This window comes from Micromonospora sp. NPDC049101 (genome assembly GCF_040648675.1).
GTDB lineage: Bacteria > Actinomycetota > Actinomycetes > Mycobacteriales > Micromonosporaceae > Micromonospora.
In genome coordinates, this window is record NZ_JBEZED010000039.1 from 23,570 (window position 1) to 40,011 (window position 16,442).

General features: G+C 68.1%; 17 protein-coding genes. 4 read left to right on the forward strand and 13 right to left on the reverse strand.

What is annotated here, in order from left to right:
* Positions 1-3 precede the first annotated feature (3 nt).
* The 3 genes from AB0B57_RS34055 to AB0B57_RS34065 are packed head-to-tail and all read right to left on the reverse strand — an operon-like array spanning position 4 to position 4,370.
* Complete coding sequence (locus tag AB0B57_RS34055; protein ID WP_357079561.1) at positions 4-420, reverse strand: hypothetical protein; 417 nt, start codon at positions 418-420, stop codon at positions 4-6.
* Between the two features lie 60 nt (positions 421-480).
* Positions 481-3,912, reverse strand: a complete 3,432-nt coding sequence (locus AB0B57_RS34060) for a LysM peptidoglycan-binding domain-containing protein (protein ID WP_357079563.1) — start codon at positions 3,910-3,912, stop codon at positions 481-483.
* 20 nt (positions 3,913-3,932) lie between these two features.
* A complete protein-coding gene (locus AB0B57_RS34065; RefSeq protein ID WP_357079566.1) occupies positions 3,933-4,370 on the reverse strand; it encodes a TadE/TadG family type IV pilus assembly protein in 438 nt (145 codons plus the stop codon).
* A 159-nt stretch (positions 4,371-4,529) separates the two neighbouring features.
* Here AB0B57_RS34065 and AB0B57_RS34070 point away from each other — a divergent pair, with 159 nt between their 5' ends.
* The 4 genes from AB0B57_RS34070 (at position 4,530) to AB0B57_RS34085 (ending at position 8,789) form a co-directional block, all read left to right on the forward strand.
* Entirely contained in the window at positions 4,530-5,615 is a 1,086-nt protein-coding gene (locus AB0B57_RS34070) for a tyrosine-type recombinase/integrase (RefSeq protein ID WP_357079569.1), read from the forward strand.
* A 4-nt stretch (positions 5,616-5,619) separates the two neighbouring features.
* Positions 5,620-5,958: a helix-turn-helix transcriptional regulator gene (locus AB0B57_RS34075; protein ID WP_357079573.1), complete on the forward strand. Its 339-nt coding sequence runs from the start codon at positions 5,620-5,622 to the stop codon at positions 5,956-5,958.
* Between the two features lie 71 nt (positions 5,959-6,029).
* On the forward strand, positions 6,030-7,697 hold the full coding sequence (locus AB0B57_RS34080) for a hypothetical protein (protein ID WP_357079575.1): 1,668 nt from the start codon (positions 6,030-6,032) through the stop codon (positions 7,695-7,697).
* A gap of 294 nt (positions 7,698-7,991) precedes the next feature.
* On the forward strand, positions 7,992-8,789 hold the full coding sequence (locus AB0B57_RS34085) for a class I SAM-dependent methyltransferase (RefSeq protein ID WP_357079578.1): 798 nt from the start codon (positions 7,992-7,994) through the stop codon (positions 8,787-8,789).
* A 148-nt stretch (positions 8,790-8,937) separates the two neighbouring features.
* Here the strand turns inward: AB0B57_RS34085 and AB0B57_RS34090 are convergent, their stop codons facing one another.
* From AB0B57_RS34090 to AB0B57_RS34135, 10 genes are read right to left on the reverse strand one after another with little or no spacing between them, the layout of a single operon-like run.
* On the reverse strand, positions 8,938-9,411 hold the full coding sequence (locus tag AB0B57_RS34090) for a TadE/TadG family type IV pilus assembly protein (protein ID WP_357079581.1): 474 nt from the start codon (positions 9,409-9,411) through the stop codon (positions 8,938-8,940).
* Entirely contained in the window at positions 9,408-9,776 is a 369-nt protein-coding gene (locus AB0B57_RS34095; RefSeq protein WP_357079584.1) for a TadE/TadG family type IV pilus assembly protein, read from the reverse strand. Before AB0B57_RS34095 ends, AB0B57_RS34090 begins: the two co-directional genes overlap by 4 nt.
* A 56-nt stretch (positions 9,777-9,832) precedes the next feature.
* On the reverse strand, positions 9,833-10,033 hold the full coding sequence (locus AB0B57_RS34100) for a hypothetical protein (protein ID WP_355595894.1): 201 nt from the start codon (positions 10,031-10,033) through the stop codon (positions 9,833-9,835).
* A gap of 32 nt (positions 10,034-10,065) precedes the next feature.
* Positions 10,066-10,923, reverse strand: a complete 858-nt coding sequence (locus tag AB0B57_RS34105; RefSeq protein ID WP_357079588.1) for a type II secretion system F family protein — start codon at positions 10,921-10,923, stop codon at positions 10,066-10,068.
* Complete coding sequence (locus AB0B57_RS34110; protein WP_357079591.1) at positions 10,920-11,825, reverse strand: type II secretion system F family protein; 906 nt, start codon at positions 11,823-11,825, stop codon at positions 10,920-10,922. Before AB0B57_RS34110 ends, AB0B57_RS34105 begins: the two co-directional genes overlap by 4 nt.
* On the reverse strand, positions 11,822-13,351 hold the full coding sequence (locus AB0B57_RS34115; RefSeq protein ID WP_357079594.1) for an ATPase, T2SS/T4P/T4SS family: 1,530 nt from the start codon (positions 13,349-13,351) through the stop codon (positions 11,822-11,824). Before AB0B57_RS34115 ends, AB0B57_RS34110 begins: the two co-directional genes overlap by 4 nt.
* On the reverse strand, positions 13,344-14,150 hold the full coding sequence (locus tag AB0B57_RS34120; protein ID WP_357079597.1) for a ParA family protein: 807 nt from the start codon (positions 14,148-14,150) through the stop codon (positions 13,344-13,346). The genes AB0B57_RS34115 and AB0B57_RS34120 overlap by 8 nt, the downstream gene beginning before the upstream one ends.
* A 1-nt stretch (position 14,151) precedes the next feature.
* Positions 14,152-14,832, reverse strand: coding sequence for an SAF domain-containing protein (locus AB0B57_RS34125; RefSeq protein WP_357079600.1), 681 nt, complete (start codon positions 14,830-14,832; stop codon positions 14,152-14,154).
* Positions 14,829-15,710, reverse strand: a complete 882-nt coding sequence (locus AB0B57_RS34130; RefSeq protein ID WP_357079603.1) for a hypothetical protein — start codon at positions 15,708-15,710, stop codon at positions 14,829-14,831. Before AB0B57_RS34130 ends, AB0B57_RS34125 begins: the two co-directional genes overlap by 4 nt.
* Positions 15,704-16,213, reverse strand: coding sequence for a hypothetical protein (locus AB0B57_RS34135; RefSeq protein ID WP_357079606.1), 510 nt, complete (start codon positions 16,211-16,213; stop codon positions 15,704-15,706). The genes AB0B57_RS34130 and AB0B57_RS34135 overlap by 7 nt, the downstream gene beginning before the upstream one ends.
* Positions 16,214-16,442: the final 229 nt, after the last annotated feature.

The following is a 16,442-nucleotide window of genomic DNA, read 5'->3' on the forward strand; positions in this document are numbered from 1 at the left end:
CGGTCATACCAGGGCCGCGACCGCGCGTCGCAGCTGTTGGGCGCCAGCGTCATGGCTGAGCCGTCGAGCCAGGTCGTCGCGATCATCGGCGGCCAGACGATCGTGATACCGCGCGAGTTGCTCCAGCAGCGCCGACACGGCGAGGCGAGTCTCAGCGTCATCCCGGACCGGCGCCCCAGCGTCGACAACCACGTCATCGTGATCCGAGTAGAGCCTCGCTCGGACGTCAAGCAGCTCCAGGCCATAGTGATCCCAAGCAAGGTCCGTACCGGCCAGGCACTTCCACGCCTCGATCGCCAGCTGGATAGCTCCCGCGGCGGCGATGTCATCGTTACCAAGTGCAAGTCGAGCTGCTATCTCTCGGGCTGCCTCGGCATAGTTAGTGCCGTGATCTTGGTTCGAGGTCAGCATCAGGTTCATTCCAATCGTGATTTGACGTGCCGCGGTCAGGCAAAATCCGTCCGGTGCGTACTGGTCGGTCTATCCGGTCCCGCTGCTCGCTGATAACAGATCTGGCAGGAGTTCGCGCAGTAGGGCGTAGGTGACCGGCGCCAGGTCTTCGGGCACCTCGGCTTCTCGCGCGCGCATCAGCTCACCCAGAAGGTTGCGCAGCTCAGCGGTATGTCCCTCCGCGTGCGCGGCTCGCATGATGTCGTGCCAGGGCCCGTCGTCACCGCGCTCCGGATCGGCCAGCCATGCTCGCTGCGCGGCCCACCGCGCACCCGTGGGGTCGCCCGCGTCCAGGTGGAGCTTCGCAAGTTCGTGGGCGGTGTCGACGACAGCGGAGGTGATGTGCCCCGGATATATGTCGGACTCGGGTAGCCAGGTGAAGGGGTTGCGGGTGCCGGTGGCGTACGCCCGGTCGGCTCCGTCCAGAGGGACACCCTGAACGAGCTCCAACGCGGCTCGTAGGTCCTTCACACCAGCAGGACCACGGCTCTCGCCACGGCTGCGCAGCCGGCGGAACAGGTGCCAGTCCAGCAGGTAACCCGGCGCCAACCGATAGAGCCGGTCGGATCCCATCTCAGGCAGCCAGGCGGTCCCGTCGGTGGTCTCCCCGAGCCACCGGCGGGCGCGGGTGATGGCCACCCGCCGGCTGGCGTCCTTGACCTGCTGATCGGGCCACAGCGCATCGGTGAGCTGTTCGGCGGATGCTCCGCGGGCACCGCGCTGAGCAAGGTAGACGATGAGTTCCGCGTGGAAGCGGCGACGCTGGTCGGGCACCGGGCCGGGCGCTTCGACCGCGACCGCCCCGAGGACGCTGATCCGGGGACGCAAACTGTCCCGCTCTCGCCAGGCTCGCAAGTCCGCATCGAGCTGCGGGTCGGCTTGGCGGCGGCGCTGGCGAATCGCTGCGGCGACCTCGCGCGGTGGGGCCGCGGCAATCGTACGGGCATGCTCGATGCGGGGCACCGCGACGATGGGGTCCGCCGACGTCGACGTGTCACCGGCGCCGGTCACTGCATCGTCGGCCGTGGGCGCCGTCGGTGTGGCCGGTTGGCTCGCAGTAATGAGGTCGAGCACTGAGCCGGCGGCGTCGGTATCTTCCGCCCACGACTCCTGCTCAGTAGCCGGCGGGGTCGGCTCGTCCATGGCGGCCCGCGCCTGCTTCATGATCTCGACGAGCGGTTCCAATTCTCGTACGGGCAATCCTGCTGCGACGCCCTCGACAAGGAGGAACGGCAGGGCGAGGCGCAGTTGGCCGCCCTCATCAATCACGGCGGTGTTCGGGCCTAAGGCGTCGCGGGACGTCGTGGTGCTGACCACCGCGACAGCAGACCGCCCAAGCTCCCGCAACTCCTTCCCCAGCTCATCGAGCACGCCGACATCGTTCGCGTGCGGATCGGCGACGAGCAGCACCTGGGGTGCCCAGGCTTCGCCAACGTCGAATATGCGACCGGCGAACGTGTCGGCTGAACCGCTTGCACTGACGGCAGCCGCCACTGCTGCGGCACGCCGCCGAATCCGCGTGGCAGCCTCACCGACCGACGAGACCGCCCGCACCCGGTCGGGGTTAAGAGCGACGAGCAGTTCGGTCTCCGGCGCCGGGAAGCCGGCAACGATGACTTCGACCTCGTCGGACCAAGCATTGCAGGCCAACTCGCAAGCGAGGTAGCGCAGCAGGGCGAGGGCGCGTTCCCTGTCACCGGCGATGGTGAGGCTGCCCAGACGTTCGAGGTCGATCAGGAAATGTCGACCGGGCTGCGATCCGATGGCGACGAGAGTGGGCAGCGGGGAAAGCTGCTCGTCAACGGGTGAAATGACCGCGTCACCAGGCAGGGTCCAGTCCCTGCGATCGGCAAGCCACGGTGCGGGCGGTGGTGAGCCGGGCTCGCTGAGCACGACCGTAACCTTGCGGTCGACAATCCAAGCGGCGGCAATATCCGGCAAAGGCTGTTCCCGCTCCGCCAGCGCTGCGGCGAGGCTGCGTAGGGCGAGGTCAAGCCGGTCGACGTCCGCGGGTTGCTCAGCCACCCTCAGGGCCCGCTCCGTGGCACCACCCTGCGGATGCGGCAGCCGGCGGCGAGGTCGACGGTGCTGGCGTTGGCGGCGCCGGCGACGCAACACGGTGGCGAGCAGCAGTGCGGAGAGCAATCCTGCGCCGGCCAACGATCCCAGGACGATCGCCTCGTCGACGTCGCCGTCGTCGGCCGGGTCGCTGGGCTGGTCGGGCGGCGCGGAAGGGTCCGCAGTGGCTCCGGCTGTGGTCGACGGTACGGGCGTCGTGGATGGGCTGACCGAGGCGGTTGGCGTAGCGGCAGGAGCCGCTGAGGACTCCGGCCACGGAGCTGCTGCGCCGGAATTCCCCCCATTGTCCGATGGGCGAGGCGGGGTTGGCTGATCGTCGACTTCCGGTGCGCTCGGAGCCCGTTGGTCACGGTCGGCGGCCACGAGCTGACCCTCGGCGTGGTCGACAGGGCCACGATCGCGGGCGTCGCCGGGCAGGGTGACACGCCAGCCGCGCTCGATGTGATTCGGGAAGCGGTGGTCGCGTCGTTCGAGATCCGGGTTCATGGCTGCGATCTCGGTGTAGCGGTCGGGATCACCGAGAAAACGTTGAGCGACACCGGCTAACCAGTCGTCGCGTGCCACCTCATAGACCAACGGCGCGGCCGTTGCTGCTGGCGTCGTATTCGTCGTGGTAGTCGCTGCCCGGGCGAGGTCCACCGGGATCCGCAGCTTCCAGCCGGCGTACACCCGCGTGTTGCCTGGCTGGAGGCTTCGCCCGTCGGGTTGCGCAAGGCCGTGGTTGGCCTCAGCTAAGCGCTGCCAGGAGACGTTGTACCCCTCTGCGATGTCGAGCAGGCTCTCCCCGCGCTCCACCGAATGCTCAAGGTAACCGGTGGCGTCCGGGCCATTTACCGGTACGGCCGTGCGAGGTGCGACCTGCTCCGGGCTCGCATGCTCGGGCGCGACCGAAGGAGGGCTGGCGATGGCGGCAGGCACTGATGCCGATGCCAAAGCCGGGGCGCCGAGCGCACCGAGGATCGCGGCGACCAGCGCGGCCGCGGCACGCTGCTGCAGTCGCATGCCGGGGATGCGAGCGGTGTTGCGCGGGACCCGACCGCGCCGGCGCCCACGCAGTTGGGCAATGGTCTCCACGACCAGGGCGATCAGAAAGGTGACCCAGGTCCAGGCGGCCAGCATGACGGCGACCCAACCGATGAGCGCCAGCGTCTGCAGAAAAAGGTCTCCATCGTCCCGGCTGCTGATGGTGTGCCAGACCTGGGAGGCGGCTGCGCTCGGATCTTCGACCAGGCCGGTGAACCATGCCCTCAAACCGGGCAGCGGATTGCCGGCGGCCCAGACGAGAAGAACCGGCAGGGTGACGATCAGCGCGACCACGGCGAGGGCGCCGAGGCCGTCGAGCGCCTGCCTACCCCGACCGATCGCCGGTGCGGTCCGCGCCACGGTTACTCCTTCCTGGTCTGTCATTGAGCGATGAGGGTCGCGGTGGCCCGGCCGGTCACCGTCGTGCCCGCTCCCCCACCAAACAGATCGAGCAGGATCGGGTTGTAGGTGACGTTGACGGTGACGGTCAGCTGCTGGGCGTCGTCCACGATGACGGTGCCCGTGACTCCGTCGAGATCGCCGAGGTACGCCTGAATGGCGGTGGAGGCCATCGAGGCGTCGATTTCCTTGGCACCGCCGTCGATGGCCTGCCCCACGTTGATCGCCTGTCCACCAGCCCGGGCAGCCTCAGCGGCTATGTTGTCCGCCCGTTGGTACGCGCGCACCTTGGCACCACCGTCGACAACCAGGCCGATCAAGGCGAGGAAAGCCGGCGCGAGTACGGCGAACCAGATCGTGATCCGACCGTCGTCGTTGCCGAGCCGGCGCCTGAGAGTGATCACTGCCGTGTCAGCCAACTCTTGGGTTCTTTCCGACTTTCCCCGCGTACCTGAACTGCTGACCTGGCCGTCATGGGTTTTCCCGATCCTCCATCGATGTTGACGTTTGGTCGAGATTCCTGAAGGATCGCTTCGATCTTTGAGGCATTCGGTCCTCCGGTGAACTGAGGTGCAGGCGTGGGGCTGGCGGTGGTTCGCTCGATCCGATCGCCGCGGCAGCTGGGCAGCCAGCAGGAGATCGAGGACTTCGAGCAGGAGTTGGTAGACCAGTACGCCCTCGCGATGGCGGCGGCGGGGATCACCGATCACCACATCTCCCATCAGCGGAGCACGCTGTTCGACTTCATCCGCTATCTCGGTCGTCCGGTCTGGACGGCGGAGTCGGCCGACGCCGACCGTTATCTGGTGTGGCTGCGTGCTGAGCAGCGGCAGGCACAGAGCACCTTGTTCAGCAAGGCGAGTTTTCTGCGGCAGTTCTTCGACTTCCTGGAACTGCGCTACCAGGGCGACATCCACGCGCTGACCGGGTACCTGGTCAGCCAGCCGATCGACGAGTTCAACCGGCCGAGCAAGCCGTACCACTATGTACCGCGGGTGCCGCCGGCCGAGGCGGAGGTCGAGCAACTGTTCACCGGCTGGCGGGAGTCCTTGCCACACGCGCGGAAGTTCCTGCCAGCGGCCCGGGACTATCTGGCCGCTTCGCTGTGGCGGCGGGCCGGGTTGCGCATCACCGAGACCGCGATGCTCGACATCCGGGACTGGCGGCCAGACGTCGGCGAGCTTGGCAAACTCCACGTGCGGTTTGGTAAGGGCAGCGGCGGCCGAGGGCCGAAAACGCGGCTGGTTCCGGCGATCAACGCGGTCGACGAGTTGCTGACCTGGTGGCTGACCGACGTCCGGCACCAGTTCGGAGACGACTGGGCCGACCCCGACGCACCGCTGTTGCCCAGCGAGCGCCGCGACCGGCACACCGGCCGATGCATGCGGGCAGGAGCCAACGCGCTGCGCACCGGCCTGGCCGACGCGGTCGTCCGGTGGCTGCCAACCTGGCAGGGCCGGTTGACACCGCACGGGTTGCGGCACTTCTGCGCGTCGTCGCTGTACGCGCAAGGCGTGGACCTTAAAGCCGTACAGGAGTTGCTCGGCCACTCGTGGCTGTCCACAACGACCCGGTATATCCACGTTCATGATGGCCACATCGAGCAGGCATGGGCACAGGCCAACCATCGGGTCGCCGCCCGCCTGACCGGGATCGGAGGGTGAGCCGATGCGCTGGAACCTACGGCTGAAGGCTGCCGAGCGCGGCATCTGGAAGTCCACCGAGATGCGCCGACGGCTCGCCGAGTACGGACTCGAGATCAGCGCGGGCAAGATGTCGGCGTTGTGGACCACGACACCGACCACGATCCGGCTCGACGACCTGGACGTGATCTGCACCGTCCTCGACTGCACCCCGGCCGACCTGCTGGTCCGCGAACCCGACCAGGTCGAGGCCCGCCGCACGCAGACCCGCGCCGCCCGGACGGCTGGCGACCCGACGCCCGACAGCCCGCCGCCGACGGTGACGCCCCGGTTGGGCCGCAACCGTTCCCTGCCACCGGCATGACCCCCAGGAAGCCTGGCGCTATTGCTCGACGGCGCCGCAAATGCAGCGTTTGCCGACGCGCTCCGGCGGCGATGGCCGCCGTCGAGTTCTGCTTCGCGTGCTGGCCCGGCGGGCCGGTTATCCCGCCGCCGTGCCTGCGCTGCGGCTCCCGGATCGGCTATTACACCAGCGGGTTGTGCAACCGCTGCCACAAGGACGGCGACCCGGGCGTCGACTCGTGCCGGGAATGCCAAGCGTGGGGAGCGACCCGGCACCACAACTGGCTGTGCCGCGCCTGCGTGACCTGGTGCCAGAACTACCCTGCAGTCAAGCCGTGCACCGTATGCGCGCAGCCCCGGCACGTCGGCTTCTGGGGCCGTGAGGTCTGCCGGTTGTGCTACAAGCAGGCCAGCATGCTGCGCCTTCCCGACGAAAAACTCGACCTGACCGGCGCCAACCGCCACGGACAGCAACTGTTCATCGCCGACACCTTTCAAGACGGCCGCGCCAAACGCCGGCTTGAGCCCGAGCCGGTCGCCCAGCCGCTGTCGGAGTTCGCGGTCACTGGCGACCACGAACAACTCGTGCTGTTCAGGATGCGCCGCGACCTCGCGGCGCACGGCCGCGCCGGATTGCACCTGCGCGCGGACCCCGCCCGCGCCGCCGCCCTGGACAAGCTCGCCCATGACATGGCCGCCGAGCTCGGCTGGACCCCCAGGCTGCTGGAGGGCACCTGCTACGGCCTGCGGATCGTGCTCGGCATCCAGGACCGGCCGAACGCGCCGATCAACGCCAGCGACGTGACCCTGCTGCGCGACATCGACCTGCCCATCTGGCCGGTGATGAAGGTCCTCGCCATGGGCGGTGACCTGGTCGAGGACCGCACCCCAGCCCTGGACCGCTGGTTCACCCAGCAGATCGACGGCCTCCCAGAAACGATGATCACCGAACTGACCCTCTGGTACGAGATCATGAAGAACGGCAGCCCCACCCCGCCGCGGCGCCGACCCCGCTCCGAAACCACGATCAAGCTGCACCTGCGCTGGGCGTTGCCCATGCTGCGCGTCTGGGCCGCCGCCGGCCACAATTCGCTGCGGGAGATTACCCGGGAGCATGTACTCGATGCCCTGCCGCCGTCGGGGAACGCGCGCTCCACCGCAGGGCAGGGCCTCAAGTCCATCTGCCGGCTGCTCAAGGCCCGCAAGGTGCTGTTCACCGACCCCACCACCCGCGTCAAGATCGGCTACCACGAAGCCAAACAACCGCTGCCGGTCAACGTCGAGCTGCTGCGCGCCGCGTTGATGCCCGACGATCCGGCCCGCGCCGCGCTGGTCGCCCTCGTCGCGTTCCACGGCCTGCGGGCCGGGCAACTGCAACGCCTGCAACTGACCGACGTCCGCGACGGCCGGCTGCACGTCGAGGGCAGGGTCATCATCCTGGCCGAACCCGTCCGCGAGCGGCTGCGCGCCTACCTCGACATACGGCAACACCGCTGGCCCGACACCGCCAACGCGCACCTGTTCCTCACCAAACACACCGGCCGCCGCACCGAGGAATGCAGCAAACGCTGGATCTGGCTGACCATCGGCCCCGACCTGTCGATCGCCGCCATCCGCGAAGACCGCATCCTCGACGAGGCCCTCGCCACTGGCGGCGACGTTCGACGCCTGGCCGACCTGTTCGGCCTGAGCATCCAAGCTGGCACCCGCTACACCAGCGTCCTCAGCCACCCGGACCTCGACGGCAACGATCAATTCTGACCAGTAACGACGGAAATCCGTCGCCAACGGCGGACCCCCGCTGGGAAAATGCCGCACGTGCCCGTGGACCCCATCCCCGACAAAGAGCTGTCCCACCGGCCCGGCGATAGCCCGGTCACGGCCTTGCCGTTGCGGCACTCTCCCGAAACCGTTAACCGCACGGCGGTGTTCGACGTACTCAGGCTCATCTCGCAGACGCCACCTGACCTCGCCTGAGCGTCGCAGCCGAGCCCGTTCCTGCCGGGGGTGCTCGATCACCCCAACCTGCACGACCTGAAGGGATGACCAGCCACCATGACCGACACCAACCGAGAAATGCTGCGCACCACATTCGGCCAGGACGCCGAACTCTACGACCGATGCCGTCCCGGCTATCCACCCCCGCTGTTCACCGATCTCGCCACGCTCGCCGGTCTCGGCCCGCACGCTCGGGTGCTGGAGATCGGATGCGGCACCGGCCAAGCGACACTGCCCCTGGCCCAGCTCGGATGCACCGTCGTCGCGATGGACCTCAGCCCCGACATGGCCGCCGTCGCCCGCCGCAATCTCGCACAGTTCCCCAACGTCACCGTCATCACGGCGGCGTTCGAGGACTGGCAACCCTCGAACGGACCTTTCGACGCGGTGCTCTCCGCGACCGCGTTCCACTGGCTCGACCCCGACGTGCGCATGATCAAGGCAGCCGACCTGCTGCGTCCCGGCGGAGCCCTCGGCATCGTCTCGACCCACCACATCGCCGGCGGGACGAACGCCTTCTTCGCCGACGCGCAACGATGCTACGAGCGCTTCGACCCCACAACACCGCCCGGCATGCGCCTGACGACCGATGACGAGACCCCCGAAGAGGCAGCAGAGTTCGACCGATCGGAACGCTTCGGACCAGTCGAATTCCGCCGCTACCCGTGGCAACAGACCTATACGGCCCCCGAGTACCTCAACCTGCTCATGACCTACTCCGGCCACCGAGCCATGGAACCGCAGGCACGCACCGACCTGTTCGCCTGCATCACCCACCTCATCGACGACGTCTACAACGGACAGATCACCAGGCAATTCAGAACCCGACTCGCGATCGCGCACAAGACACCGTGACTCGGCCCGGCTCCCGATCTCTGCTCGCCCCTCATCCCCAGCGGACAGCGAACTGACGGAGCCCTTCCAGGCTCGACGCACATCCCAAGTCGAGACGCCAGTTCGCGAACCGAAGCATCCGATGACGGCCAGACTGAAGGTGGACACGTCAGTTCCCGCCAATCGGGGCTTCAGAATTCGTGAACCCGAGAGCTCTGCTCCGGTATGTGTCCAGCGGGCTGGTGAAGGAAGCGGCCAGCGGCACGGTGCCGGGCATCCCCGGCAGCGCAACGTCGGAGAAGGTAGCGGTGCAGTTAACTGTGGCGGTAACGGTGGCGGGTTGGCCAACAGGAACACCGAAGCCTGCGGTGGAAACGACGACGTCCACGTCGGTGCAGCTCAGCCCTTGGGCGTCGAGGGTGGAGTTGGCAGCGACCAGCGCCTGCGCGTTTGCCTCGCTGCCGCTACGGGCCAGGGACGCCGTACGGGCGGCGTCGTAGGCCGCCGCCTCGAGCGCCTGGCGGGCGAGGTTTACCCGACCGCCGATGACGGCGCCGGCGAACAACGCCAGGATGGCCGGTGTCACCACGGCCATCTCGATGCTCGCCGAGCCGCGCTGATCGCGGATCCACCAGGTGCTCATGGCGTGGTCGGCCGTTCGACAGGTCCATGGGCGGACTTGCTGATGGTCCAGCTGAGCCCCGGCAACACCGTGATCGCCTGGCCGGTAACGGTGACTCGCACCTCGGTCGCGGTGCGGACAACGGTGACCTGCTGGCTCTCCAAGCCCGTTCCCGCTGACGACAGGAAGTTGGTGGCCCGCGACTCTCCCGCTGCCGCCGAGGACTGGTAGCCCCGGGCGGCGTTGACCCCCTGGGTCGCCGCACCCAGCGCGATGGACTGGGCAAAGAAGATCAGCCCGGTCTGAATGACGGCGAAGGTCAGCAGGATCATCGGCAGCGCGATGATGGCGAACTCCACCGGCGAGCTGCCACGATCGCTGAGCAAGGGATCTGTCTGCCCGCCTCCGGACGGGCACGGGCAGACGGTGGGCTGCTCCCGGGTCACGGCTGGGTCGGGATGAGGGCCACCCAGCCGTTGGCGACGGCGACGATCGCACCGGCGACGACCACGGCGCCGGCGACGAGGATCGCGGTGATGACGGCGGTACCGACTGGGCTGTCGCCGCGGTCAGCTTGGGTCGGATCGGTCAAGTCCTGCCAGCGAGTCGTCAGGTAGGCGACGACGCCGTGAATGGTGAGCATGGCGGGTTCCTTCCTAGAGGGTTGTGCCGGGATCAGCGGACGAACAGTCGGGCCATGAACGGGTAGCCGATGAGGACGAGGAGCACGAGGATCAGCGCGGCAGCGGGGATGTCGAGCTTGTTGGTACGCAGCTCCGCCTGGGCGAGAGCCTCGGTGCGGATCCGGTCTCGCATCGAGTCGGCGCGGGCGCGGAGCGTCTGGTGGACGTTGGCACCTTCGCTGCCGGCGGTGCGCATGATGTCCGCCAGGTCACCCAGCTCGATGACCTCGATGTCGCGGGAGAGGACTTTCAGTTCGTCCCACGGCGGTCGCAGTTGCAGTTGGGCGCTGAGCAGAGCTTCCCGGATGCGGGCGAAGACCCAGCCGTGGCAGACGCTGGCCGCACGATCCAGCGACTCCACCGGCCCATGCCCACCAAGGACCTGATGTGCCGCGAGGTCGAGGTAGGTACACATGGCCCGGGTGAACTCCGCCCGTGCGACCGCGGCCTTGGACACGACCTCTCGGTGGGCCAGTACTGCGCCGGCCAAGGCCGCGACGACCGTCGCGCCCACGGGGACGAACACCGGGATTGGCAGAGACAGCACCGCAACGACGACGGTGATCAGGGCGGGCAGGACCAGGCAGAACAGTGCCGACAGCCCCAGGGTGAGGAAATACTGGTCGGTGCTGCGGTCCAGCAACCGCAGGTCGCCGTACGGCACCGTGAACCGCCGCCGGAGCCAGCTGACGCCGGCCGGGGTGGTGCTCGCGGCGCTCAGCGGATGAAGCCGCCGAAGCGCGGGACCGAGCGCCGGTGGAGCCGGAATCAGCTGTACGACCAGCAGAAACACCCCGAACCCAGCCATCGCGCCGGCGAGGACCATGGCAGTGACATAGCCGTTGTTCATCCTGTCGCCGCCAGGGTCTGCACCTCGACCGGTGGCAGTAGCCGTTCCCGCTTGGGCGGCAGGCTGAGCTTGCGAACCGAGGTCATCAGCACGACGTACAGGCCGGCGAGGAAGAGCAGCACGATCTGGCCGAGCATGCTGCCGTACGGCTGCAGATAGTGCGGGTTGATCACCCCGTAGCCCAGCAGCAGGATGGTCATGCCAGTCAGAAACCGAACGGCGAAGCGAGGTCCCTCGCGTTTCGCATCCACCGTCGAACGCATCTCGATCTCGGCGGCGATGGACCGGCTGATCCCGGTCAGCACCTCGTGCAGACCCTCGCCGCGGTCGGTGACGTGAAGCATGAGCGGGGCGATGACCTGGTCAGCGGTGTAGTCGTCGAGGTCGTCAGCCATCTGCTGTAGGGCGGCGATGGGGTCGGCACTGCCCTGCAGACGCGCCGCCAGGTCGCGGACCTCCTGCTCGATGAGCTGCGGCGCCGTCGCGGCGGTGGCGACGACGGCCTGCTGCAGACCGATTCCCCGGGCGACGATGTCGGCCAACCGGCGAGTCCAGGCTTCCACGGCCTCCAGCCGGGCGATCGCCTGCTTCTCCGCGCGACCCGCAGCGAACAGCCACGGTATCCCGGGAACGGCAATGCCGATGATCATCCCGGCGGCCGGCCAGCCGGTCAGCAGCCAGGTCAGGGCACCAGCGCCGATCGCCGTACTCACCCTGATCTGGTGGGCGCGGTGTTCCCGGCGCGTGCGCCCGGAACCGGTCCACCAGCGGCGTGCCTGCTGCTGAAGGGCCGATGAAGGTCGGGGCGGACGGGTGGTACCCATGACGCCGAAAACACCGAGCACCGCGCCTGCCACAGCCAGCATGCCGGCAAGCACAGCGGCGAGGTCGAGCAGGCTCATGGCCGCCTCCTCAGGGTGTCAAGGCCGGCCGTCCATGTGCCGTGGTTGTGCTCCCCCTGCTGGATGTAGGCGCTCAGGTGGCGTGGGTCGTATCCGACACGCAGCAGGGGTTCGAGCAACCGCTCCGGCAGATGCCGGGGTACGGCTCGTCCGTCCGAGGCCGGACCGAAGACCTGGGTAGTCACGAGTTGATCACCACTCATCCCGCCTACCTCAAGGACTTCTGAGACGTAGCGGTGTTTCCGGCCACCGAGCTTGGTCTCGTCCTCGACATTGACGTACACGATGAGGTCGATGGCCCCGCCGGCCATCCGCCGTGCCAGTTCGGCGGTCATCTCGGGTCCGTGCTGCAGCGCCAACTCGATGACACGGTCCATCACGGCTCGCGGGTGCCGGGCGTGGATGGTGCAGAGCGAGCCCTTGCTGGTAGCCATGGCCTGCAGCATCGGCACGATCTCCCGGGATCGGACCTCACCGACGATGATTCGCTGCACGGACATCCGGAGGGTCAGCGGGATCATGTCCATGATCGTGACCTCACCCGCAGGTCGACCGTCGGTGCCGCGTGATCCGTGGCCCTCGCGCGACTCGAGACTCATCGCCCATCGGTGTCGTCCGGTGGTGTGCAGACCGAGCTCGCGGGACTCCTCGAGAGTGACGAACTGCTCCCGGTCGGGGATCTCACGGGCCAGACCACGTAGCAGGGTTGTCTTGCCGGCATCGGCCAGTCCGGCGACCATGATGTTGAGGCCGGCGGCCATGGCCGCCTTGAGAAACTGGCAGATCAGGTCGTCGATGGCGCCGTACTTGTCGCGGAGATCCTCCAGGCTGACGTCCATCAGCGTGTGCCGGCGGATGGCCGCGTAGGGGCGCACCGACACCTGCATGAGTACGGTGAGGCGACTACCGTCGGGCAGCTGCATGTCCAGCCACGGTTTGGTCGACGACAGTGAGCGCTCGGTCGCTCCGGCGCGCATCGCCAGGACCTGGAACATGTCGATGAGTTCCTTGTCGGTCTCGGCGACGGGCTCGCCTACCGTGATCCGGCCGTCGGTGTGCTCGATCCGCACGTTGTCACAGCCCAGGATGTGGATGTTGACGATGTCCGGACGATCGAGCAGCTGCTGCAGACGGCCGAGGCCGAACATGTCGGCCGCGACCGCGTCGAGCAGGGCGTCTTCTTCGGCCTGCGGGATCGGTTGTCCGGCCTGGTGCAGAGCGTCGACATGCTCGCGTACCAGCCGAGCGGCGATGCGCTCCGCCTCGGCGTGCCGGTGGGCAGTGGAGACGTTCGGCGTCTCCCTGAGTGCCACGGTCAGTTCCGCGCTGACCCGGGCGCGCAGCAGTCGTACCGCCGCGTAGTCGATGCTGGTAGGCGCGGTTTGGCGTGCCGCATCGGCGGGCGGTTCGGGCGCCGGCCTGAAGGCGGCGGCGGTGCCGTTCGTGGGCCAGCGCCGGCCGTTTGTGGCTACGCGGTCGACGGCTGCCGGCCATGTCGGGCCGCTGGATTGGCGCTCCTCAGGCACGGCTACTCCCCCTCGTTGACGTGGGCGCCAGGTGAGCGCGCCGCCGTGCGATCGCATCGCGTACTGCCGGCTCCGCACTGGCGGCGGCCCGGAGCAACCGCTCGCTGCCTCGTAGTCGGCCGCCGCCGTCGCTCAACACCTCGGCGGTACGCCGGTCGTCGGGGAGCTCGATCGCGGTGGTTAGCTGCAGGCGCTGTTCGATGTCCCGTCGGCTGTAGGGACCGTCGCCAATCAGGGCCAGGGCGAGCGTTCCGGCCCCCTGGCCGTACTGAGTCAATTCCCGGCGGAGCATCTCTGCCGCGCCCGCGGCCGGCGCGATGGTCCGCAGGTTCGTCGCGCGTACAACGAGGAGTAGCAGGTCAGCGCGGAGCAGCAGCGGCCACGGCGGTGCACTGGTGGCGAGTCGGCCGCAGTCGGCGATGACGTCGTAGCTGGGTTCACGGTGCTCCAGCTGGCCGAAGAACGTGGTGAGTGGCTCCCAGGTCGGTTGGATGGTTCCCGCCTGGACCGTGTCGTTGATGCCTGGCAGGACGAGACGCTGACCCGGGTCCTTGGCGTCGAGGTCGACGAGCTGATGAGGGAACGTGTCGGCGAGCTGGTCGCGGAGGGCCGCCGCGGCCAGCGGCAGGAGGCCGATGGGCGGGATCTCAAGTCTCGACAGGTAGCCGCTCAGGACACTGCCGCCAGCCGGGTCGCACTCGGCCAACACGGTGCGTCCCTGCCAGGACAGGGCGCAAGCCAGTGCGGTGGTGGTGACGCCGGGCGAACCCTTGGCCGAAACCATCGCGATGATGGCCACGTCAACTCCCCGGAGTCAGGGCGACGACGATTTGGCCGGCGGCCGCACGGGAAGCGATGAGCGGTCCATCACGATCGGGGACAGCGACATTGAGGAGCGTTGTGCCTTCCTTGATCCCGGCACGCACGTCCACCACGGTCGCCATGATGTTGATCGGCGCTGCCGTCGTCTGCTGCTGGCCGGAGGCTGGACCGTCGACCGGGGTTACGACGAGCAGCACCCGAGCTCCTGGTTTCACCCTCTCGGCGGGCATGCGCTCCTGCGGCAGGCTGAGTCCCACTAACTGCTCACCCTGCCCCGGCACGGCCGTCTCGGTGAGCTGCGCCCTGGTCAGCAAGGTGCCGGGTACCAGCCCGACCGCCGCGTACTTGCCGATGACCTCGTCGGCGGCGCCGGCCCTGATCGGTTTGAGTGCCGGGTCGACGGTGATGCGTACCGTGCTGAGATCGGACCGATCGATAGTCGAGCCAACCTCGACCGCGCTGCTCACTGCCAGGTACTCGGCGGTGGTGCCGACCTTGCGTAGTACCGCGGCGGCGATCAGCCCACCGGCAGCGATAAGCGCCACCGCCAACCAGACGAGTGCGGGCCGCCAGCGGCGTTGCGGTGCGACGCGGGGAACGGCGTAGGGAGCAGCGACCGGCGGGGCAGAGCGGGAGGACTTCATCGATGCACTGGTCATGACGTGATCACCTGCAGTTCGTCGATGTCGATCGTGGCGGTCGAGGACAGGTCGACGGTCTGGGAGCCGGTGGTCCCACCCCCACCACTCCACGTGACCAGCCACGAGGTAGTGGCCGTGACGGCGTATCGGCCTCCGGCCTGATTGCTGCTCGGTTGCGAGTAGCCGTCATAACCGCAGTCCGGCGACTTCCTGTTGCCGTATGAGGGCTGATAGGGGGTGCCCGGCGTGGTGCAGGTGACCGAATTGCCGTCGCCCATGCTCCAGACGATCTTTTGCGCCCTCGCGGTGGCGGTGACTGACCGTCCCGGCACTGCCGCTGTCCGCGTGATCGGGCCCCAGGTGCTGGGACTTACCGTGTTCCAGAGCCAGATCGGCAGTCCGACCAGGCCGGCCCCGTTGGTCTGCGGGGCGATCCCGATGTTCGGACCGTCGAGGTCCATCTGGGCGATGGCTCGTTGAGCGAGCTCCTGGTACGAAGGCAGAATTCCCGCGGGCGGATCCGCCGACCAGGTCGCCGGCGTCTGCGAAGCGACACCGCCGTAGACGCCGCACGTCCGGATGCTCCAGTAGCCGTCGGTTCGGCCGCCCGGCGGTGGGGGGATCCGGTTGACGTAGCACGACCCGTCCCACACCCCGAGTCCATCGACCACACACGGCACGGTCTGACCCTCGTAGGTGCAGCCCCGGCCGGCGCCACCACCGCTGTTGCTGTCCCCGCCGCCGTTTCCGCCGCCACCAGTGCCGGGATTCTCGACCACCCAGTAGCAGTTGCCCAACGCGTCGCAGTGCTCGTAGTCCGCATACGCCGCGCCCGGCGCCAAGAGGCTGCCGCCGATTGCCAGGGCCGCAACCAGAAGCGCCCTTCGGATCAACATGGCCTCTCCCGTTGGGCGCTGACCTCTCGGATACGCCACTGACCGTCCTCGAACAACTCAGCCTTGGCGATCACCACGTACCTTGTGGTCTGTCCCGCGCTCCGCACCGACTTGCCGGTCTTCTTGGAGACGACGTCCCATTTGCCGGTGTCGAAGCAATCTTCGACCTCGGCGGTGAAGGGCCGTCGGCTCGTGTCGACCTTGCTCACCTTGGGCGTCGAGGTGGGTTCACCAGTTGTGACGAGTCCTTGCTGGAACTTGATCAGCAGGTCCTGGCGCACAGTCAGCAGCGCGGGATCCGCCACAAAGCTGTCGAGTTTTGCGTTGTAGTCGCCCTTATTCGACGCTGTGACGTAGGCCTGGACGTAGTTCCGGTAAGCGGCAAGCGTGGACGCACTCGCACGGGCGTCCTCCGCGTCGATGCTGGGAGCCGGTTGTGAGCTGACCGGTCCTGCGCTCGGTGTGGCAGCGTCATCGACCGAGGTGCATGCGGCCAGGTTCACGGCGAGGGCACCTATCGCAGCTGCAATGGCGGCGCGGCTCGTGATCAGTTGTATCTGGCGCAACGGCGCATCCCCCTTTGACTATGTGTCCAGCGCATGGCCATACCGCCGGCTGCAAGGCAGGCTCTGTCGCGGGCCGGCTCGAGATGACTGGGCCAGCGCGTGGGCAGGCGCGGCAGGTGGTGATGGCGCTGCAGCCGCTGTGCAGGAGCACTCTGGCAGCGGGAGA

Excerpts from the sequence above, each read along its gene's own strand:
- AB0B57_RS34055 (WP_357079561.1), bottom strand. The coding sequence starts at position 420 with ATGAACCTGATGCTGACCTCGAACCAAGATCACGGCACTAACTATGCC.
- AB0B57_RS34075 (WP_357079573.1), top strand. The coding sequence starts at position 5,620 with ATGCGCTGGAACCTACGGCTGAAGGCTGCCGAGCGCGGCATCTGGAAG.
- AB0B57_RS34080 (WP_357079575.1), top strand. The coding sequence starts at position 6,030 with ATGGCCGCCGTCGAGTTCTGCTTCGCGTGCTGGCCCGGCGGGCCGGTT.
- AB0B57_RS34085 (WP_357079578.1), top strand. The coding sequence starts at position 7,992 with ATGACCGACACCAACCGAGAAATGCTGCGCACCACATTCGGCCAGGAC.
- AB0B57_RS34090 (WP_357079581.1), bottom strand. The coding sequence starts at position 9,411 with ATGAGCACCTGGTGGATCCGCGATCAGCGCGGCTCGGCGAGCATCGAG.
- AB0B57_RS34100 (WP_355595894.1), bottom strand. The coding sequence starts at position 10,033 with ATGCTCACCATTCACGGCGTCGTCGCCTACCTGACGACTCGCTGGCAG.
- AB0B57_RS34105 (WP_357079588.1), bottom strand. The coding sequence starts at position 10,923 with ATGAACAACGGCTATGTCACTGCCATGGTCCTCGCCGGCGCGATGGCT.
- AB0B57_RS34110 (WP_357079591.1), bottom strand. The coding sequence starts at position 11,825 with ATGAGCCTGCTCGACCTCGCCGCTGTGCTTGCCGGCATGCTGGCTGTG.
- AB0B57_RS34125 (WP_357079600.1), bottom strand. The coding sequence starts at position 14,832 with ATGACCAGTGCATCGATGAAGTCCTCCCGCTCTGCCCCGCCGGTCGCT.
- AB0B57_RS34130 (WP_357079603.1), bottom strand. The coding sequence starts at position 15,710 with ATGTTGATCCGAAGGGCGCTTCTGGTTGCGGCCCTGGCAATCGGCGGC.